The sequence below is a fragment of the Prevotella sp. AM23-5 genome, assembly GCF_003473645.1.
Classification (GTDB): domain Bacteria; phylum Bacteroidota; class Bacteroidia; order Bacteroidales; family Bacteroidaceae; genus Prevotella; species Prevotella copri_A.
In genome coordinates this window covers 16,872-32,584 of the sequence record NZ_QUCG01000024.1, presented here as the reverse complement: position 1 = coordinate 32,584, position 15,713 = coordinate 16,872, and the positions used below count along the sequence as shown (strand labels likewise).

Here is a 15,713-nt window from a genome sequence, read left to right as displayed (position 1 = left end):
AAAAAGGAAAAATGAAGAACGGATTATTGATTTTCAGCGCCCCATCGGGCAGCGGCAAGAGTACCATCGTCAACTGGTTGATGAAAGAGCACCCTGAGTTGAAGTTGGCTTTCTCTATCAGTTGTACCTCTCGTGCCCCTCGCGGCACAGAGCAGAATGGAGTAGAGTATTTCTTCCTGTCTCCAGAGGAATTCAAGTCCAAGATTGAAGCAGATGAGTTCCTGGAGTATGAGGAAGTTTACCAGGATAGATTCTACGGCACCTTGAAGTCGCAGGTAGAAAACCAGCTTGCCAAGGGCGAGTCTGTGATTTTCGACGTAGATGTAAAGGGTGGCGTCAATATCAAGAAGTTCTATGGCGAACGTGCCCTGAGCATCTTCGTGCAACCTCCTTCGGTAGAGGAACTGCGCCGCCGTCTGGTAGGCCGCAACACAGATGCCCCTGAGGTAATCGAACAGCGCCTTGCCAAGGCTAGCTACGAGTTGACCTTCGCTCCTCAGTTCGACCACGTAGTCGTAAACGATGATCTGGGAAAAGCTCAGCAAGAGGTTTATCAGCTAGTAAAAGACTTTTTGAGCGCAGAATAGCAATATCAAAGAAAGGCCAAAGCAGCCTGCTTTGCTAATCATAAAGTTCAAAGTTCTATGTTGAAAGTTCAAAGTAAGAAGGTAGGAATCTTTGGAGGCAGCTTCAACCCCATCCATACCGGCCACATCGCATTGGCGAAAAGCCTCTGCGAGAAGGCGGGGCTGGATGAAGTGTGGTTCATGGTCTCCCCCATGAACCCATTCAAGAAAGCTGCTACCGACCTGCTCGATGACCACCTGCGCCTGGAGATGGTAGAAAAGGCTCTGGAGAATGAACCCCAGCTGAAGGCATGCGACTATGAGTTCCGCCTGCCCAAGCCTTCCTATACCTGGCACACCCTGCAGGCCATCAGCAAGGATTACCCAGAATGTGAGTTTACATTATTAATAGGAGGCGACAACTGGGCAGCATTCGACAAGTGGTACCATCACGACGATATCCTTGCCCACTACCCTATCGTAGTCTATCCCCGCCAAGGCTCCTGCATAGGCGAAGTGCCTGCCGGCGTGACCATCGTAGAAACCCCGCTGCTCAACATCAGCAGCACGGAGATACGCGAATGCATCAAGACCGGAAAAAGCATCGAAGGTATGATTCCCGAATGCATCGAGAACCTCGCCATCAAAAACTATCAGGCGCTCTGAGTCTAAAAGAGTGCCAAAACATCAATTCTCTAAAAATAGCAAACATCATCAATAGAAAGCTATGAGTTGGAAAGAAATCATCAAGAACTGTCTTAGTCTGGCATCAGCCCCAATCAGGCGCAATGCCAACTTCTTTGTGTCCATGTACATCCTGGGCATGGTTAGTTCACTCATCACGATTCCGAAGAACGGAACGCTCTACGAGAACATGTTCCTGGAGCTGTTCCTGGACCTCTACATCGTGAGCGCCATCCTCGCCGTCTTCCCGAAGAAGGTGCGCAGGGGACTGCGTGCCATATTATACATTATATTATATGTCACGGCTGCCGCTGATACCTACTGCTTCGTGAATTTCGGTTCCACACTCAATCCTTCTATGCTGATGCTGGTGGGAGAAACCAACAGTTCCGAGGCAAGCAGCTTCCTCTCTGCCCTCATCTCTGTCGAAGTGCTCTTCAGCAGCGTAGGCTGGATTCTGCTCCTGGCGCTCCTGCAGATACTCATCGTCATCTTCCGGAAACGGCTCATCAAGATCTACGTCTTCCTCGTTACCGTACTCGAATTGGCATCGCTCAAGAAGCGACTGATGGCTATTCCGCGAATGACGGCAGCCATGCCAGCCACCTTCGGTATCCTCTGCCTGGCTATCCTCATCACTTCCATCTGCACCTCCTGGCACAACAAGGAGGCTTACCATAAGCTGATGTCGGGAAGAACCATCGGAGAGGTGGAGCACACCCTTACAGAGAAAGATCACGCCGTGCTCTATCTGCCTATCTACCGACTCCAATTCAGCATCTATGCCAACCAGCTGGCAGCGCATCAGATTACCCAACTGATTCATGCTGCCCACGAGGTGAAGGTAGATAGCTGCAGCTTCCGCTCGCCAAACATCGTGCTGATCATCGGCGAAAGCTACGGTCGCCATCATTCACAGCAATATGGCTACTTCATGAAAACCACCCCAAACCAATCGGCGCTGGAGAAATCAAAGAAACTCACCAAGTTCACAGATGTCGTGACCTGCTGGAACCTCACCAGCTTCGTATTCAAGCACATGCTCTCTACCTATGTGGTAGGCGACAAGGGAGAATGGTGCGACTATCCGCTCTTCCCGGAGGTATTCCGCAAGGCAGGCTACAACGTAACCTTCATCACCAACGAATTCCTGCCTCAGGCAAAGGAGGCGGTATATGACTTCAGCGGCGGCTTCTTCCTGAACAATCCGGAACTGAGCAAGCTGCAGTTCGACCACAGAAACACCCAGCTGCACGCACTGGACGATGGATTGCTGAAAGATTATGATGACAGCCTGAAACAATACAAGACCGACCATAATCTCACCATTTTCCATCTGATGGGTCAGCACGTGAACTACAAGCTGCGCTATCGCCAGAATCAGGCTAAGTTCTGGGCAAGCAGCTACGAAGACAAGCGTCCTGAGCTGACCGATGCCCAGCGCAAGGTATTGAGTCATTACGACAACGCCACCCTCTACAACGACTCCATCGTGGCAGAGATCGTGAAGCGATTCCAGAAGGAAGATGCCGTCATCATCTATGTGCCCGACCATGGCGAGGAGTGCTACGAGGAAAACCGTGGTTTCATCTGCCGCAACCACTCCGCCAACATCGACTGGAAGCTGGCACACTATGAGTTTGAGATTCCTTTCTGGATCTACTGCTCAAAGAAATACATCCAGAAACACCGCGCCATCTACCGGCAGATACGTGCCGCCAAGGACAAGCGGATGATGACGGATGCCCTGCCGCACCTGCTGCTGTATCTTGCCGGCATAGAGACTCCGACCTACAAGGAGGAGAACAATATCCTGAGTCCGAAATACAACGAGATGCGCCCCCGCATCCTGAAGAACTCTGCCGACTACGACAAGCTGAGGGATGAATATCTCAAGACGCAGGCTAAGCAGGAAGAAAAGAAGCAAGACAAGAAAAAAGATAAGAAACAAGGTAAGAAACAAACAAAGAAAGGAGCCAGGAAATGAATCAGAACATACTTTCCAGAAGTGCATGCAATGCATTGAGAGGACTTGCCATCATCGGCATCTTCCTACATAACTATTGCCATTGGCTAGGTCCGATTGTCAAGGAGAATGAATATCAGTTCTTCCAGCACAACGCCGACTGGCTGCTGCAGGTGATGGCGAATCCCGACATCAACCTGCCTGTCCATCTGCTGTCGTTCTTCGGTCATTACGGAGTGCCCGTATTCCTCTTCCTGAGTGCATACGGACTGGTGATGAAGTATGAAGCCAAGCCTCATCTTTCTGCCGACCAGCAGGCTCAGATGTACAACATTTCGGGCAGGAAGCAATCCTGGAGCATCAGCTGGCGCGAGCCTCTGCGCTTCATCCGCTATCACTATCTGAAGCTCTTCAAGATGATGATCGTGGGTTTCATCGCTTTCACGATGATAGACTACATCACTCCGGGTCCACGCCATTACGAGGTGCTGGGCATCGTATCGATGCTGGGTATGTTTAACAATGTATTGCCCAACCCCGACAACATCATCTGGCCAGGACCTTACTGGTTTTTCGGTCTGATGCTGCAGCTTTACATCGTATATCGACTGCTGCTCTATCGCCGCCACTGGGGATGGACGGTAGGATTGATGCTTCTCTGCATCGGCATCCAGCTGCTGCTGGGCTTTGACAATCCCGAGAGCGAGGCGATGAACCGCTACCGCTATAATTTCATGGGCGGTATGCTGCCATTCGGTCTGGGCATTCTGTACGCCCGCTATGGCGAGAAGATTCTGATGACCTTCCATTCGCCTGTTACCAATATCTTCGGCTGCGTATTCTGCCTCTCGCTGATCTACAGTCTGAGTCTCAACATGATAGGATGGACCTTCGTACCATTCTTCATCTGTCTGCTCAGTGTGCTTGTAGCCGATCTGTTGCAGGAGGTAAGTTGGCTGTCGGGCATCTACAAGGTTTTGGAATGGATGGGCGTCATCTCAGCCGCCCTCTTCGTCACCCATCCCATCACCCGCAAGATATTCATCCCTATCAGCCGTCATGGAGACATCTATGCCGGCCTGCTCCTCTACATCATATCGAGCATCTGCCTGGCTTGGCTCTTCACCCAACTGATGAAGAAGATTCCAAACCCGAAATATTAAAAGAAAATCATGAAGATAAAAGACATAGAACTGGCGAATATCAGTAGATATCGCGGTGAGTTGATGGGAGCCGCCATGCTCTTCATCATTCTCTTTCATGTAGCACTGCCTAGAGAGAACGCTTTCTTCGGATTGCGCCGCATGGGCAATGTAGGAGTAGATATGTTTCTGTTTCTCAGCGGCATCGGCCTGTGGTTTTCCTGGATGAAGAATCCTTCTGCCAAGCATTTCTTCATCCGCCGTTACCTGCGCATCTACCCGGCGTGGCTCATCATCGCCTGTCTCTACTACATTCCCCGATTCCGGGGAGGAGACCTCGAGGCGTGGATCAACCTGATAGGCGAGATTACCATCAACTGGAATTTCTGGCGATACGACGAGCTTACCTTCTGGTACATCCCAGCCACCATGATGCTCTATCTCTTCGCCCCAGTCTATATGGAACTCATCAAGCGCCATCCCATCTACAAATGGCTGCCGGTGGTGATGATCATGTGGTGCATCCTGGTACAATACGTCACCCCGATTCATCAGGCAGTAGGTCATCTGGAAATCTTCTGGAGCCGAGTACCCATCTTCTTCATCGGCATCAATATGGGCGAGATGGTGCGCCAGAAGCAGACGCTTGATGGTGCCAGCATCTGGATGATATGGCTGATGTTCCTGATGACGCTGCTCGCAAGCATCTTCCTGGAACAGGAGAAACACGGTATGTTTCCGCTCTTCCTGGAGCGCATGCTCTACATCCCGCTCACCATCACGAGCATCCTGCTCCTGAACCGCATCTTCCGCCGTACTCCAGGATGGTTTAACCGCAGCTTCATGCTGGTAGGAGCATTGAGTCTGGAATGCTATCTCATCCACATCCACTTCGTGCTCCATTATATCGAACCTCATCACTTGGGATACTGGCCAACCTTCATCCTCTGCATAGCCATCACCCTGCCACTCTCCTGGATTTTGAGCAAGATTGCAGAATGGATCTCAAGGGAACTATCTAAGATTATTAAATAAAAAGAATCATCTAAGATTAAATAAAAAGAAGTTTTTATGAACGAGAATGAAATAAAAGACAGCAAAGGCTTCGCTGCCTTGATGCGCCTGATCCGCCCGAAGCAGTGGATCAAGAATATGTTTATCTTCGTACCGCTCTTCTTTGGCGGTGCCCTGTTTCATACAGATGCCCTGCTGGCGGGTCTGATTGCTTTCTTTGCCTACAGCTTTGCCGCATCGAGCATCTATTGCTTCAACGATATCCATGATGTGGAGGCAGACCGCCGCCATTCGGTGAAGTGTCACCGCCCTATCGCATCAGGAGCCGTAAGCATCAGGCAGGCTTACGCTTTGATGTTTCTGATGCTCATCCTCTCAATGGGGGTATGCTGCCTGCTCGATTCGTGGGAGACGATGGGAATCATCGCCTTCTATTGGGTCATGAACCTCTGCTATTGCGCCAAGCTCAAGCAGTATGCCATCATCGATGTGTGCATCGTGGCATTCGGATTTGTGCTCCGCTTGCTGGCAGGTGGCGTCGCTACGCACATCATGCTCAGTAAATGGATTGTGCTGATGACCTTCCTCATCACCCTCTTCATGAGTTTTGCCAAGCGCCGCGATGACGTGCTGCGAATGGAAAAGACGGGCGAGGCGCCACGCAAGAATACGAGCCGATACAACCTCACCTTCATCAATCAGGCTATCACCATTACGGCATCAGTTACCCTGGTTTGCTACATCATGTACACGGTGAGCCCTGAAGTAATAGAGAATTTCCATACCGAATACCTCTATCTTACCAGCGTATTTGTATTGGTAGGTTTGCTGAGATACATCCAGATTGCAGTGGTTGACCAGCAGAGCGGCGACCCTACGAAAATTATCCTGCGCGACAGAATCACGCAGTTTATCGTTCTTGCCTGGCTGCTCTCCTTCCTCATCCTTATCTATATCGTATAAGAAAGAGTTAATCCAAAAGAAGAACAAGAAATGAAGAAGAAATTATACTGTTTCGATTTCGACGGAACACTGACAACGAGTGATACCCTGCTCGAATTCATCAAGTATGCCAAAGGCAGAGGCCGCTTCCTGATGGTTTTCCTGATGTACAGCCCACTGCTGGTATTGATGAAACTGCATCTTTATCCCAACTGGAAGGCGAAGCAGCAGATCTTCGCCCACCTCTTTGCCGGCATGCGCATCGAAAAATTTGATGCTCTCTGCCATGGGTTTGCAGAAGAAAACCAGCATCTGCTCCGTCCTAAGGGCATCACCCTGGTACATGAAGCATTGGTAGCTGGAGCTCAGGTCTTCATCGTAAGCGCCAGCATTGACAACTGGGTTCGCCCTTTCTTTGATATCCGCAACCTGAAAGGTGTTCAGGTACTCGGCACCCAGATAGAAGTAGAAGACGGCAAGCTGACGGGCCGATTCAAGTCAAACAATTGCTACGGTAAGGAGAAGGTGCACCGCATCGCAGAGGTACTAAAATCTTTCGAACGTTCAGAATACGAGATAGAAGCCTTTGGAGATAGCCGTGGAGACAAAGAGATGCTTGCCTTCGCCGACAAGGGACACTTCAAACCATTCCGAGAATAATAAATTTCCATTTTACAGAAAATAACATGAAAAGAAATACAGACCTCGACTTGATACGAGCCATCCTCATCATTCTCATGATATTGATTCATATTGTGAACTTCGGCAATGCATATCCACATCTGAAGACAGGCATTCTCTCGTTTATGATGCCTACCTTTCTCATCATCACGGGTTATCTTGTCAATATCGAGAAAAGTCCCAAGCAAATGGGAATATACCTGATGTGTCTCGCCCTACCCTACGTTATCATGGTATCCGGTTTCTCTGTACTTTCCTATTTCATGCCCGTAAGAGATGGCATCACGGAATTATCCTTCTCACAGATTTGCGAGAAGATATTTGTCACATCTATAGGTCCTTATTGGTTTATCCAGACGATGATTATCTGTGGCATTCTTTATTATATCAGTTTCAAGGGGGCTACTTGGGAAAGCCTCAAACAAGGAAAAACGACGATGAGTACCACTACAAGCCTCTTCATCTTCGCCACCTTACTCTTGCTGGCATCCAAGACACCCACTCTTTCGCCCAGTGCCGCAGCCTATTATTTCATCGGTACAGCAATTCGCCAATGCCACATAGAGTTTGGCAAGATATTCCATCCTTCCCCTGCAGCCTTACTGCTCTGGCTCAGCTTGCTGGGCTTAGAGGAATGGTACGACTGGGGATGCCTGGCTGTAATCTTCTCCTGCTGGTGCTGCATTTCGTCATTGATGTGGATACATAGCCTCATCACTCGCATTCAAGGCAAAATCTACATTCAAAAGATAGACAACACCTTATTATATATAGGGCGCAACACGCTGCCTATCTATCTCTTCCACCCCATCTTTACGATGGCTGCGAAGTTCTATCATCCACTCTTTTCCTGGGATCCGAGCGAGATCTCGTTTGCTGTCGTCACCATCATCCTTGCCATTACAGGCAGCCTGCTCATTGCCAAGATGATGGAGAAGACCAAACTGGCTTATCTCTTTGGAAAAGGGAAACTATTAAGATAAATCCAGGCAGATTAATATTTTGTAGAAAGAATATTTGCTAGAAACAGGAAAAAGGCGTATTTTTGCACGCCGTAAAAGATAAAACAATGAATATCAAGAACAAGATTAATAATATGGATGATGCCAGACGGGAAAAACTGGGCGAAGTCATCAGATTCGGAATCGTAGGCGGACTGGCTACGGTGCTGCAATATGTCATCTATCTGGCTATGATGCCGGTGCTGAACCATTTCATTCCACAAATGGGTGATCACAGTCTGGCTACCACAGCCAACACCATCGCCTACATCGTGAGCTTCATCTTCAATTTCATCGCCAGCACCCGATACACCTTCAAGGTGAAGGCAAACGCCAAGCGAGGTGCCGGCTTCACCCTCTCACATGTGGTAAACTATACGATGCAAACCGTCTGCCTCAACCTCTTCGTTGGTCTGGGGCTCGCCAAACAGTGGGCGATGATTCCTACCCTCTGTATCTGTATCCCCGTTAATTTCCTATTAGTAAGATTCTTCCTGAAGAAATAAAAGAATCTTCGGAAACCCGAAAGAGAAAGACTAAGAGAAAGACTAAGAGAAGATTCCTCTCAAAACTTGAAAGAGAAAGAAATAGAAAGATATGAAAAAGATATTCGATATTTTCACGATCAAGAAAGAAGAAAGATGGCTCGCCCTGGGCATTTTTCTGGCACTTGCCGTTCTGAATGGTGTAGTGATAGCCCGCTATGCCAGTCATTTCACCCTCATCACGGATGATTATTACAAGAATTTCATCCGCCACTTCTGCGTATCAGGCTTCGACCCGCTTACCTACTGGGTATTGAGCGACTGGAATGCAGCATACAATGTATATCGCCATCCGCTGCTCGCCTTCTATATGTATATTCCTTACCTCATCAATGTGGGTCTAATGAAACTCACAGGCTACAACTGCGCCCTTTTCATCGCGGTAGTCATCCAGATATTCTGCGGATTCTATGCCACCCTCTTCCTGAAGAGAATCTTCCGGGAGGTAATGGATCTCGACAAAACGGCATCTCATATCCTTACCCTGCTGTTCTTCTCCTTCGGATATGTGATGGTCACCTGCATCGTACCCGACCATTTCGTCATCTCCATGATGCTGCTCATCCTGGCACTCTACGTATCCGGTCTCAGAATGAAACATCACCATCCGCTCAAGATATGGCAGAGCGTGGTATATTTCATCCTTACAGCCGGCACATCGCTCAATAACGGATTGAAGATTTTCTTTTCTGCATTCTTCGTAAACGGAAAGGGATTCTTCCGCCCTAAGCATCTTCTCCTGGCAGTCATTCTGCCAGCAGCCCTGCTGTGGGGATTCTGCAGATGGGAATACCGCGTCTTCGTATGGCCTAACGAGATGGCACGCAAGGAACTGAAAGCCAAGAAAGCGGCTGAGAAGAAAGCCAGACAGGAGCGTATGGCACAGATCAAGCATACCCGTGATTCGCTGACAAACGACTCTATCAAAAGAGGCTTGAAGATTATCTCTGCTCAGGAGATAGCCCAGAAAGCCAAGAACGACAGCATCCGGAAGGCAAAGGAACTGGCTAAGAAAGAAGCCAAAAAGAAAAGGGGTCCTAAGCAAGGTGCCCCTATCATGAAAGGTGAATTCATGAACTGGACGGATGCTACAAGCTCCCGCACACAGTCGATCATAGAAAATCTGATGGGCGAATCTATCCAGCTGCATCAGGATTATGTGCTGGAAGATGAATTGCGTCATCGCCCGATGTTCGTGAAATACCGATACGCCATCAATTATGTGGTAGAGGCAGTCATCATGCTGCTGTTTGTTGCCGGCATCTGGGCGGGCAGAAAGAGCAAGTATCTCTGGCTGGTGATGTCGTATTTCGGTCTAGATATGATGCTGCATATCGGACTCGGCTTCGGTCTCAACGAGGTATATATCATGTCGGGGCACTGGATATACGCCATTCCGATAGCCATCGGTTTCCTTCTGAAGCAAAAACGACAGCTGCCAAACCAAGAGCTGCAACTCCGACAGCAGCTCTACAGCCGCTGCCTGAAAGGCGTATTGCTCGTCCTGGGTCTGGCACTGCTGATATACAATGGTATTCTGATTATCGGATATTTCTGCTAAGTAGAAAAACAAGCACGCTTATTCTCTGCTAAGTCTGAGATTAAGCGTGCTTATCTCTTCCTATCGTCTTGCGCCATCTGCGAGCCATCGCCTTGAAGATACTGGAGAAATTACCATATCTCAGATTCAAAAAGAGTTCTTCCAGGGAGCGCGACATCTTGATGAATGGGTGGCCCCAGGCATTGATTCTGTACACCCGCTCCTTGAAATCTACGTTTTCCACTACATATTTAGGATGTTTTAGCGGAAACTCCAGTTCATGGCGCTTCATGGTGAAGATTCTGCGATAAGCCTTCGGAGTCGTCTTCATGCTGCCCGAGAAATGGGTAGAGTCATCAGAGAGACCCAGATTATTGATCAGATTCCTGCATGGCATGATGGCAAGGCTGGAATTCAGCAGCATCGAAGCCCAGAAGATGCTTTCATAAAACTCCTTTCCACTATGGGCATGATCCCTGCACATCGGGATGAAGTCCTTACGGAGCCCACGCTGGCGAACCACCGATTCCAACTGTCGCATCGCCTGCTTATCGCGCAGAAAGGCATAGTCACCCTCCCATTTGTCCACCACACGGCGCCACGAAGCCCATCCCCAGATAGAGAAGACAGAAGTAAAGAAATAGCTGTCCTCGCAGTCGGGTGTCACCTCATCTTCATTGAATCCGGCAATCATGGCAATACGCTCATCGTGCTCGTAGCGGTCGAGCATCTCCTTGCAGAAAGGAAAGAAAGATTGCGAAGGCACATCGTCATCTTCCAGCACGATACACTTATCCACAATCGAGAAAGCCCATTTCTGTGAGAGATACTCAGATGGATCGCATCCCTGGTTCTTGGTCTGATAAGATCTGTGCACCTCACACTCCCAATCAATATTCTCATCTGATGCTATCTGCCGGCATGCCTCGATACCCGGCACATCCCGCTCACCTCTTGCTCCATCCTGATAGAGGAACAACTGGGCAGGACGAGCCTTCTTCACCTCGTCAAACACTTTCTGAAAATTGTCGGGACGATTGAAGAAAAGCATCAATACGGCGACATCAATCTTAGCTGGCTGTTTCATATCTATGATATTCGTTAACTATACACAATTGTCGGAATCTGTCATCATCCGTTTTTTGGGAGACAAAGATAACCTAAAAAGCAGACAATGCCAAATAAACCGCCCCAAAAAAACAGCAGGAATGAAATATTTCCTCATTTTTCTTCCCACAATCAATTTTTTACACTAACTTTGCAGCCAAATAAGAATAAAACGATGAAGAATATTTTTAAAATCAAGAAAGAAGAAAGGATTCTTGCACTTGTTTCGATGCTGGTATTCGCCAGCTTGAATGCCGTGCTGATCCATTCCTATCCTACAAGCTTTTTCAAGGCTGGCAAACTGGGATTTTGGAGTATTTTCTACAAGCATTTCACGGTATCCGGTTTCGATGCCTACTCGTATATCTTTCTTTCCAACGAAAAGATATACTTTGAGTTGTCACGCCATCCACTCTTTGGCGCCCTACTCTATCCCGGAGCCTGTCTCAACGACTGGCTGATGGGCTGGACTCATCACAACTGTGCCACCTTCATCATGGCAGTGATGCTCGTCATCAGCGCCACTTTCTCTGCCGTATTCTTCTTCCGCATCTGCCGGGAGCTCATCCAGCTATGCCGGTTGGATGCCTACATTCTCACGGCATTCTTTTTCTCCTTTGCCTCCATCATGCTCACCACGATGGTACCCGATCATTTCTGCTTTTCCATGCTCTGTCTGCTGGTCAGCATCTATATGGTGGGAACCTGTATGGCGCAGGGCAAACAGCTCAAGGCATGGCAGGCTAGTCTGCTGTTCCTTACCACGGCAGGAGTATCGCTGAGCAATGGCGTAAAGACCGGCATCATGTCGCTTTTCAGTAATGGCAGAAAGGTATTCTCCCCCCGATTCTTTGCCATCGTCTTCATCCTCCCGCTCCTCATCATGGGCGGCAGCTTTTACTATCAGAACGAATACATCGTCAAGCCTCAGCAGGAAAAAGGCAAGGAGATAGAAAGAAAGCTGATGCCGAAAAGACCCGATATTGCCCAGAAGAATGCCGTTCACGATGCGTGGATGGATGCTCATCGAGGCAAATCGGTATCCGATATGCCATTCCTGAAATGGACCGATGTTTCTACCCCACGAATGGAATCCATCGTGGAAAACCTCTTTGGAGAAGGCATCCAGCTGCATCAGAAGGAACTGCTCAAAGACCTGAGCGTATCGCGCCCAACCTTTATCCGATACGATTGGGCCATCAGCTACCTCTTCGAAACATTCGTTTTCCTGCTCTTTGCAGCCGGTGTTTTCTACAGCAGACACTCCCGTCTGATGTGGATGTGCCTGAGCTGTGCGGCATTCGATGCCTTCCTTCACCTGGTGCTCGGTTTCGGACTCAACGAGGTATATATCATGGCAGCCCACTGGATGTTCGTCATCCCATTCACCATGGGTTATGCATTCAGAGAGGCTCAACCCAAACTGGCTAATGCGATGAGAGGAGTCACTCTCTTCCTCGCCATCTACTTCTGGGCATACAATGCCACATTAATCATTACGCATTTCTTATAATCCGGGGAGAGATCTCATACGGGTCTTCCCGATAAAAATATAAAGAATATGGACTTTTACAAAGAAATCAAAGAATATAGCCAGCAGAATCTGCGGGCATGCCAACTCAAGCAGCTGGCTATTCTGGAAGAAATAGACAAAATCTGCAAGCGCCACAAGATAGAATACTGGCTGGATGGCGGTACCCTGCTCGGAGCCGTACGCCATGGCGGTTTCATACCTTGGGATGACGATATCGATATCGGTATGTCGCTGGAAGATGAAAAACGATTCGAGGAGATTGCCCCCAAGGAACTGCCCGACTGGCTCTATCTGCAGACCCCCAAATCGGATCCGGGAAGCAAGGAGCCTATCACGAAGATCCGCGACTGCAACTCTCTCTATATCGAACAGGGCGACGATTTCTGCCAGCCTTATATAAAGGGAATCTTTGTGGATATCTTCCCTTTTGTGGATTATCCAGACATTCCCCGTTCGTGGATCAAGACCTTGACAAAGGGTATCTCCAAGAGTTATTCTATCCTGAACCACCGACACACTTACTCTCTGCGTTCCTTTGCTGAGTTCTTCTATTTCGGAGGCAAGTATTGTCTGTGCAGTGCATTATGGAAGGTAGTAGGCTTGTTCGGAAAGAAGACCCGTTATTCTGATGTTCCTTTCCTGAATGGCCGAGGCATCTCATTCGACAAGAAGGCAGTCAAGCCATTGGGTACCATCAAGTTTGAGGGCAAGGAATTCCCTGCACCATGCAATCCCGATTCCTACCTCACCGACCTCTATGGTGATTATATGAAGATTCCACCAGTAGAAAAGCGAGAGTTCCATTCGATATTCATCCTGCCGGAACTAAGGAAAAGGAGTTAAGACGTATGTCTTGTTGTTAAAAAACTACACAAAAAGCAGCACGCCCTGAAAGGGCAGAAGCTCCTAGCCCAGGGCATCGCCCTGGGGATTTATTGACGCTAGCCTGCCGCCCTGTAAGGGAAAAAGCTTTAAAATACAAAGTAATATAAAAAGCTTTTCCCCTTACAGGGCGTCTTGTTGACTACTATTATCCCCAGGGCGATGCCCTGGGCTAGGAGCTTCTGCCCTTTCAGGGCGTGTTGCTTCTGGTTCTTTGTAGCCTTTCAGGGCGTATTGCTTCTGGTTCTCTGGACCTCAGCCCGTTCTTAAACCACATACAAAAACTCAATCTATCATTTACTGCAAAGCCTGGATGGTATGAGCCAGACCATCCTTTAATAATGTAATCGGCTTCCAGCCCAGAGCTTCCAACTTATCCGTAGCAAAAACAGCCTTGGTAATAGGAGTGGTATTGCCATGACTGGCATCATCGGGAATATCAAAGACCACCTTTCTGCCAGCCAGATCAGCAACAGTTTCTGCCAAGGTTCTGATGCTTACATTCGACTCCTCATTGGCTATATTATATGCCTCTCCGTTCCCGCCCTTCAGCAGGATACAAAGCAGCGCCATCGCACAATCCACCACATAAGTCCACGAACGGAACGCCTTCCCCTTACTCTTCAGTACGATATCCTCGCCACGCAATACATTGCGGATAAACTGGGCATAGACACGATTATCATTCTCTGTAAAGAACGGACCGTAGATATGACTCGGACGGGCGATGGACACCTCAATGCCATACTGATGAGCATAGCAGATACAAAGCGTCTCGGAAGCACGTTTTGCCGAAGGATAGCACGCCCTCACCGTAGTAGGATCGATATACCCGCTATAGCTTTCTTCAAAGACACGACCGTCGCCCTCGCCATAGACTTCTCCGGAAGATACATAGACCAATTTCTTCAAGCCGTGCTGCAGTCCAAAGCGCAGCAGATTATCCACGCCAAAGATATTAGACTTCATCACTCCTACAGGATCCTCGCTATAAAGCTGTGGACAGGCACCGCCAGCAGCATCCACGATATAATCGAAAGAGATATCCACCGACAAGGGAGCCGTAACATCAAAAGGAAGAAAATGATAATGTCCGGAATCAAGATACGCCGAAAAGCGCCTGTTAGCCCGCTCTTCGTTACGACCCGCAGCATAAACCTGATAATCCAGTCCCTCATGCTGCATCAGCATATCAACCAGACAGCCACCAATCAATCCAGTAGCGCCCAGCACCAGGATATTCTTGCCCGAAAGCTGCTGCCATGGCAGCTCAAACGCAGCCAAAGCCGCCTTTACATCTTCATTATATAGATTTGTCTGTTTCATCCTACTATCTATTTCCTTCTATTATCTATTTCAACTTATATCGGCAGAGCCTATTATCTATTTCAGCCACTCATCCTTGGTGGTATGCTTCAATGCCTTAAACAGCTCCACATCCTCCGTCTGGGTAAGCTTCAATCCGTTTTTCTCAGATCCCATCACCAGGTGCTGGTTATCCACTCCCAGTTCAGCCATCAAGGTACAGGATGCCACCGTGCCGTCAATACCCTTGTCATCAGCCTCGGCGTGCGCCTTCAGCAAAGTGCCGAGAGGATAGGTATGGGGAGTCTGGGTGCGAACCAGCCGCTCGCGTGGGATGTCGATATTCTTCACACAGTCATCCACCTTCTGCATGATAGCCTCCTTGCAGATCATACCCGTAATGGCATAACCATACTTTCTGCACTTCTCGATATTCTCGGTAATGATTCGCTCTGCCACCAGCGGGCGCACACCATCGTGTACCAATATGATATCATCCTCTGCACATCCGGCATCGCGCAAGCCCCACAAGCCATTGCGGATGGAGTGCTGATTGCTGTCACCACCCTCGAAGATCCACTTCAACTTGGTGATGTTAAACTGGTTGGCATACGCCTGCAGTACCACTTCCCATCCCTTGAGGCACACCACGCAGATGGCGTCTATCTGAGGATGGCTCTGGAAAGCCTGCATGGTATAGATGATAACAGGTATGTTATCAATCGTCATAAATTGCTTTGGGATATCCTGTCCCATACGGTTACCAACACCGCCTGCAGTCAATAATGCAATATTCATAAAGTT

At 48.6% G+C, this 15,713-nt stretch carries 15 protein-coding genes; 12 read left to right on the top strand and 3 right to left on the bottom strand.

Features of this window, described 5'->3' with window-relative positions; translation table 11 throughout:
* Positions 1 to 11: 11 nt before the first annotated feature.
* From gmk to DW657_RS07685, 10 genes are all read left to right on the top strand, one after another.
* Positions 12 to 587, top strand: a complete 576-nt coding sequence (gmk, locus tag DW657_RS07730; protein ID WP_118312050.1) for a guanylate kinase — start codon at positions 12 to 14, stop codon at positions 585 to 587.
* A 57-nt stretch (positions 588 to 644) separates the two neighbouring features.
* Positions 645 to 1,232: a nicotinate (nicotinamide) nucleotide adenylyltransferase gene (gene nadD / locus DW657_RS07725; RefSeq protein WP_118312049.1), complete on the top strand. Its 588-nt coding sequence runs from the start codon at positions 645 to 647 to the stop codon at positions 1,230 to 1,232.
* A 61-nt stretch (positions 1,233 to 1,293) separates the two neighbouring features.
* Positions 1,294 to 3,237 (top strand): phosphoethanolamine transferase, encoded by a 1,944-nt coding sequence (locus tag DW657_RS07720; RefSeq protein ID WP_118312048.1) that lies wholly within the window; start codon positions 1,294 to 1,296, stop codon positions 3,235 to 3,237.
* Entirely contained in the window at positions 3,234 to 4,379 is a 1,146-nt protein-coding gene (locus DW657_RS07715; protein ID WP_118312047.1) for an acyltransferase, read from the top strand. The genes DW657_RS07720 and DW657_RS07715 overlap by 4 nt, the downstream gene beginning before the upstream one ends.
* Before the next feature lie 9 nt (positions 4,380 to 4,388).
* Positions 4,389 to 5,393, top strand: coding sequence for an acyltransferase (locus DW657_RS07710; RefSeq protein ID WP_118312046.1), 1,005 nt, complete (start codon positions 4,389 to 4,391; stop codon positions 5,391 to 5,393).
* 36 nt (positions 5,394 to 5,429) lie between these two features.
* Positions 5,430 to 6,335, top strand: coding sequence for a decaprenyl-phosphate phosphoribosyltransferase (locus tag DW657_RS07705; RefSeq protein WP_118312045.1), 906 nt, complete (start codon positions 5,430 to 5,432; stop codon positions 6,333 to 6,335).
* A 30-nt stretch (positions 6,336 to 6,365) separates the two neighbouring features.
* Positions 6,366 to 6,974: an HAD family phosphatase gene (locus DW657_RS07700; RefSeq protein ID WP_118312044.1), complete on the top strand. Its 609-nt coding sequence runs from the start codon at positions 6,366 to 6,368 to the stop codon at positions 6,972 to 6,974.
* A 26-nt stretch (positions 6,975 to 7,000) separates the two neighbouring features.
* Entirely contained in the window at positions 7,001 to 7,978 is a 978-nt protein-coding gene (locus DW657_RS07695; protein WP_118312043.1) for an acyltransferase, read from the top strand.
* A gap of 86 nt (positions 7,979 to 8,064) precedes the next feature.
* Complete coding sequence (locus DW657_RS07690) at positions 8,065 to 8,502, top strand: GtrA family protein (RefSeq protein WP_153097615.1); 438 nt, start codon at positions 8,065 to 8,067, stop codon at positions 8,500 to 8,502.
* A 91-nt stretch (positions 8,503 to 8,593) separates the two neighbouring features.
* Complete coding sequence (locus DW657_RS07685) at positions 8,594 to 10,102, top strand: DUF6080 domain-containing protein (RefSeq protein WP_118312042.1); 1,509 nt, start codon at positions 8,594 to 8,596, stop codon at positions 10,100 to 10,102.
* 40 nt (positions 10,103 to 10,142) lie between these two features.
* Here the strand turns inward: DW657_RS07685 and DW657_RS07680 are convergent, their stop codons facing one another.
* Positions 10,143 to 11,168, bottom strand: coding sequence for a hemolysin activation protein (locus tag DW657_RS07680; protein ID WP_118312041.1), 1,026 nt, complete (start codon positions 11,166 to 11,168; stop codon positions 10,143 to 10,145).
* Positions 11,169 to 11,363: 195 nt separating this feature from the next.
* Here DW657_RS07680 and DW657_RS07675 point away from each other — a divergent pair, with 195 nt between their 5' ends.
* Together DW657_RS07675 and DW657_RS07670 are read left to right on the top strand one after the other, a co-directional pair.
* Positions 11,364 to 12,701, top strand: coding sequence for a DUF6080 domain-containing protein (locus DW657_RS07675; protein ID WP_118312040.1), 1,338 nt, complete (start codon positions 11,364 to 11,366; stop codon positions 12,699 to 12,701).
* Between the two features lie 48 nt (positions 12,702 to 12,749).
* Entirely contained in the window at positions 12,750 to 13,565 is an 816-nt protein-coding gene (locus DW657_RS07670; RefSeq protein WP_118312039.1) for a phosphorylcholine transferase LicD, read from the top strand.
* Positions 13,566 to 13,901: 336 nt separating this feature from the next.
* Here DW657_RS07670 and DW657_RS07665 read toward each other — a convergent pair whose 3' ends face one another.
* Together DW657_RS07665 and DW657_RS07660 are read right to left on the bottom strand one after the other, a co-directional pair.
* On the bottom strand, positions 13,902 to 14,930 hold the full coding sequence (locus DW657_RS07665; RefSeq protein ID WP_118312038.1) for an NAD(P)-dependent oxidoreductase: 1,029 nt from the start codon (positions 14,928 to 14,930) through the stop codon (positions 13,902 to 13,904).
* A gap of 57 nt (positions 14,931 to 14,987) precedes the next feature.
* Complete coding sequence (locus DW657_RS07660; RefSeq protein ID WP_118312037.1) at positions 14,988 to 15,707, bottom strand: 2-C-methyl-D-erythritol 4-phosphate cytidylyltransferase; 720 nt, start codon at positions 15,705 to 15,707, stop codon at positions 14,988 to 14,990.
* Positions 15,708 to 15,713: the final 6 nt, after the last annotated feature.

Coding starts and splice junctions, on each gene's coding strand:
- DW657_RS07705 (WP_118312045.1), top strand. CDS start 5,430: ATGAACGAGAATGAAATAAAAGACAGCAAAGGCTTCGCTGCCTTGATG.
- DW657_RS07710 (WP_118312046.1), top strand. CDS start 4,389: ATGAAGATAAAAGACATAGAACTGGCGAATATCAGTAGATATCGCGGT.
- DW657_RS07700 (WP_118312044.1), top strand. CDS start 6,366: ATGAAGAAGAAATTATACTGTTTCGATTTCGACGGAACACTGACAACG.
- DW657_RS07665 (WP_118312038.1), bottom strand. CDS start 14,930: ATGAAACAGACAAATCTATATAATGAAGATGTAAAGGCGGCTTTGGCT.
- DW657_RS07680 (WP_118312041.1), bottom strand. CDS start 11,168: ATGAAACAGCCAGCTAAGATTGATGTCGCCGTATTGATGCTTTTCTTC.
- DW657_RS07685 (WP_118312042.1), top strand. CDS start 8,594: ATGAAAAAGATATTCGATATTTTCACGATCAAGAAAGAAGAAAGATGG.
- DW657_RS07720 (WP_118312048.1), top strand. CDS start 1,294: ATGAGTTGGAAAGAAATCATCAAGAACTGTCTTAGTCTGGCATCAGCC.
- DW657_RS07695 (WP_118312043.1), top strand. CDS start 7,001: ATGAAAAGAAATACAGACCTCGACTTGATACGAGCCATCCTCATCATT.
- DW657_RS07690 (WP_153097615.1), top strand. CDS start 8,065: ATGAATATCAAGAACAAGATTAATAATATGGATGATGCCAGACGGGAA.
- gmk (WP_118312050.1), top strand. CDS start 12: ATGAAGAACGGATTATTGATTTTCAGCGCCCCATCGGGCAGCGGCAAG.
- DW657_RS07675 (WP_118312040.1), top strand. CDS start 11,364: ATGAAGAATATTTTTAAAATCAAGAAAGAAGAAAGGATTCTTGCACTT.
- nadD (WP_118312049.1), top strand. CDS start 645: ATGTTGAAAGTTCAAAGTAAGAAGGTAGGAATCTTTGGAGGCAGCTTC.
- DW657_RS07670 (WP_118312039.1), top strand. CDS start 12,750: ATGGACTTTTACAAAGAAATCAAAGAATATAGCCAGCAGAATCTGCGG.
- DW657_RS07660 (WP_118312037.1), bottom strand. CDS start 15,707: ATGAATATTGCATTATTGACTGCAGGCGGTGTTGGTAACCGTATGGGA.
- DW657_RS07715 (WP_118312047.1), top strand. CDS start 3,234: ATGAATCAGAACATACTTTCCAGAAGTGCATGCAATGCATTGAGAGGA.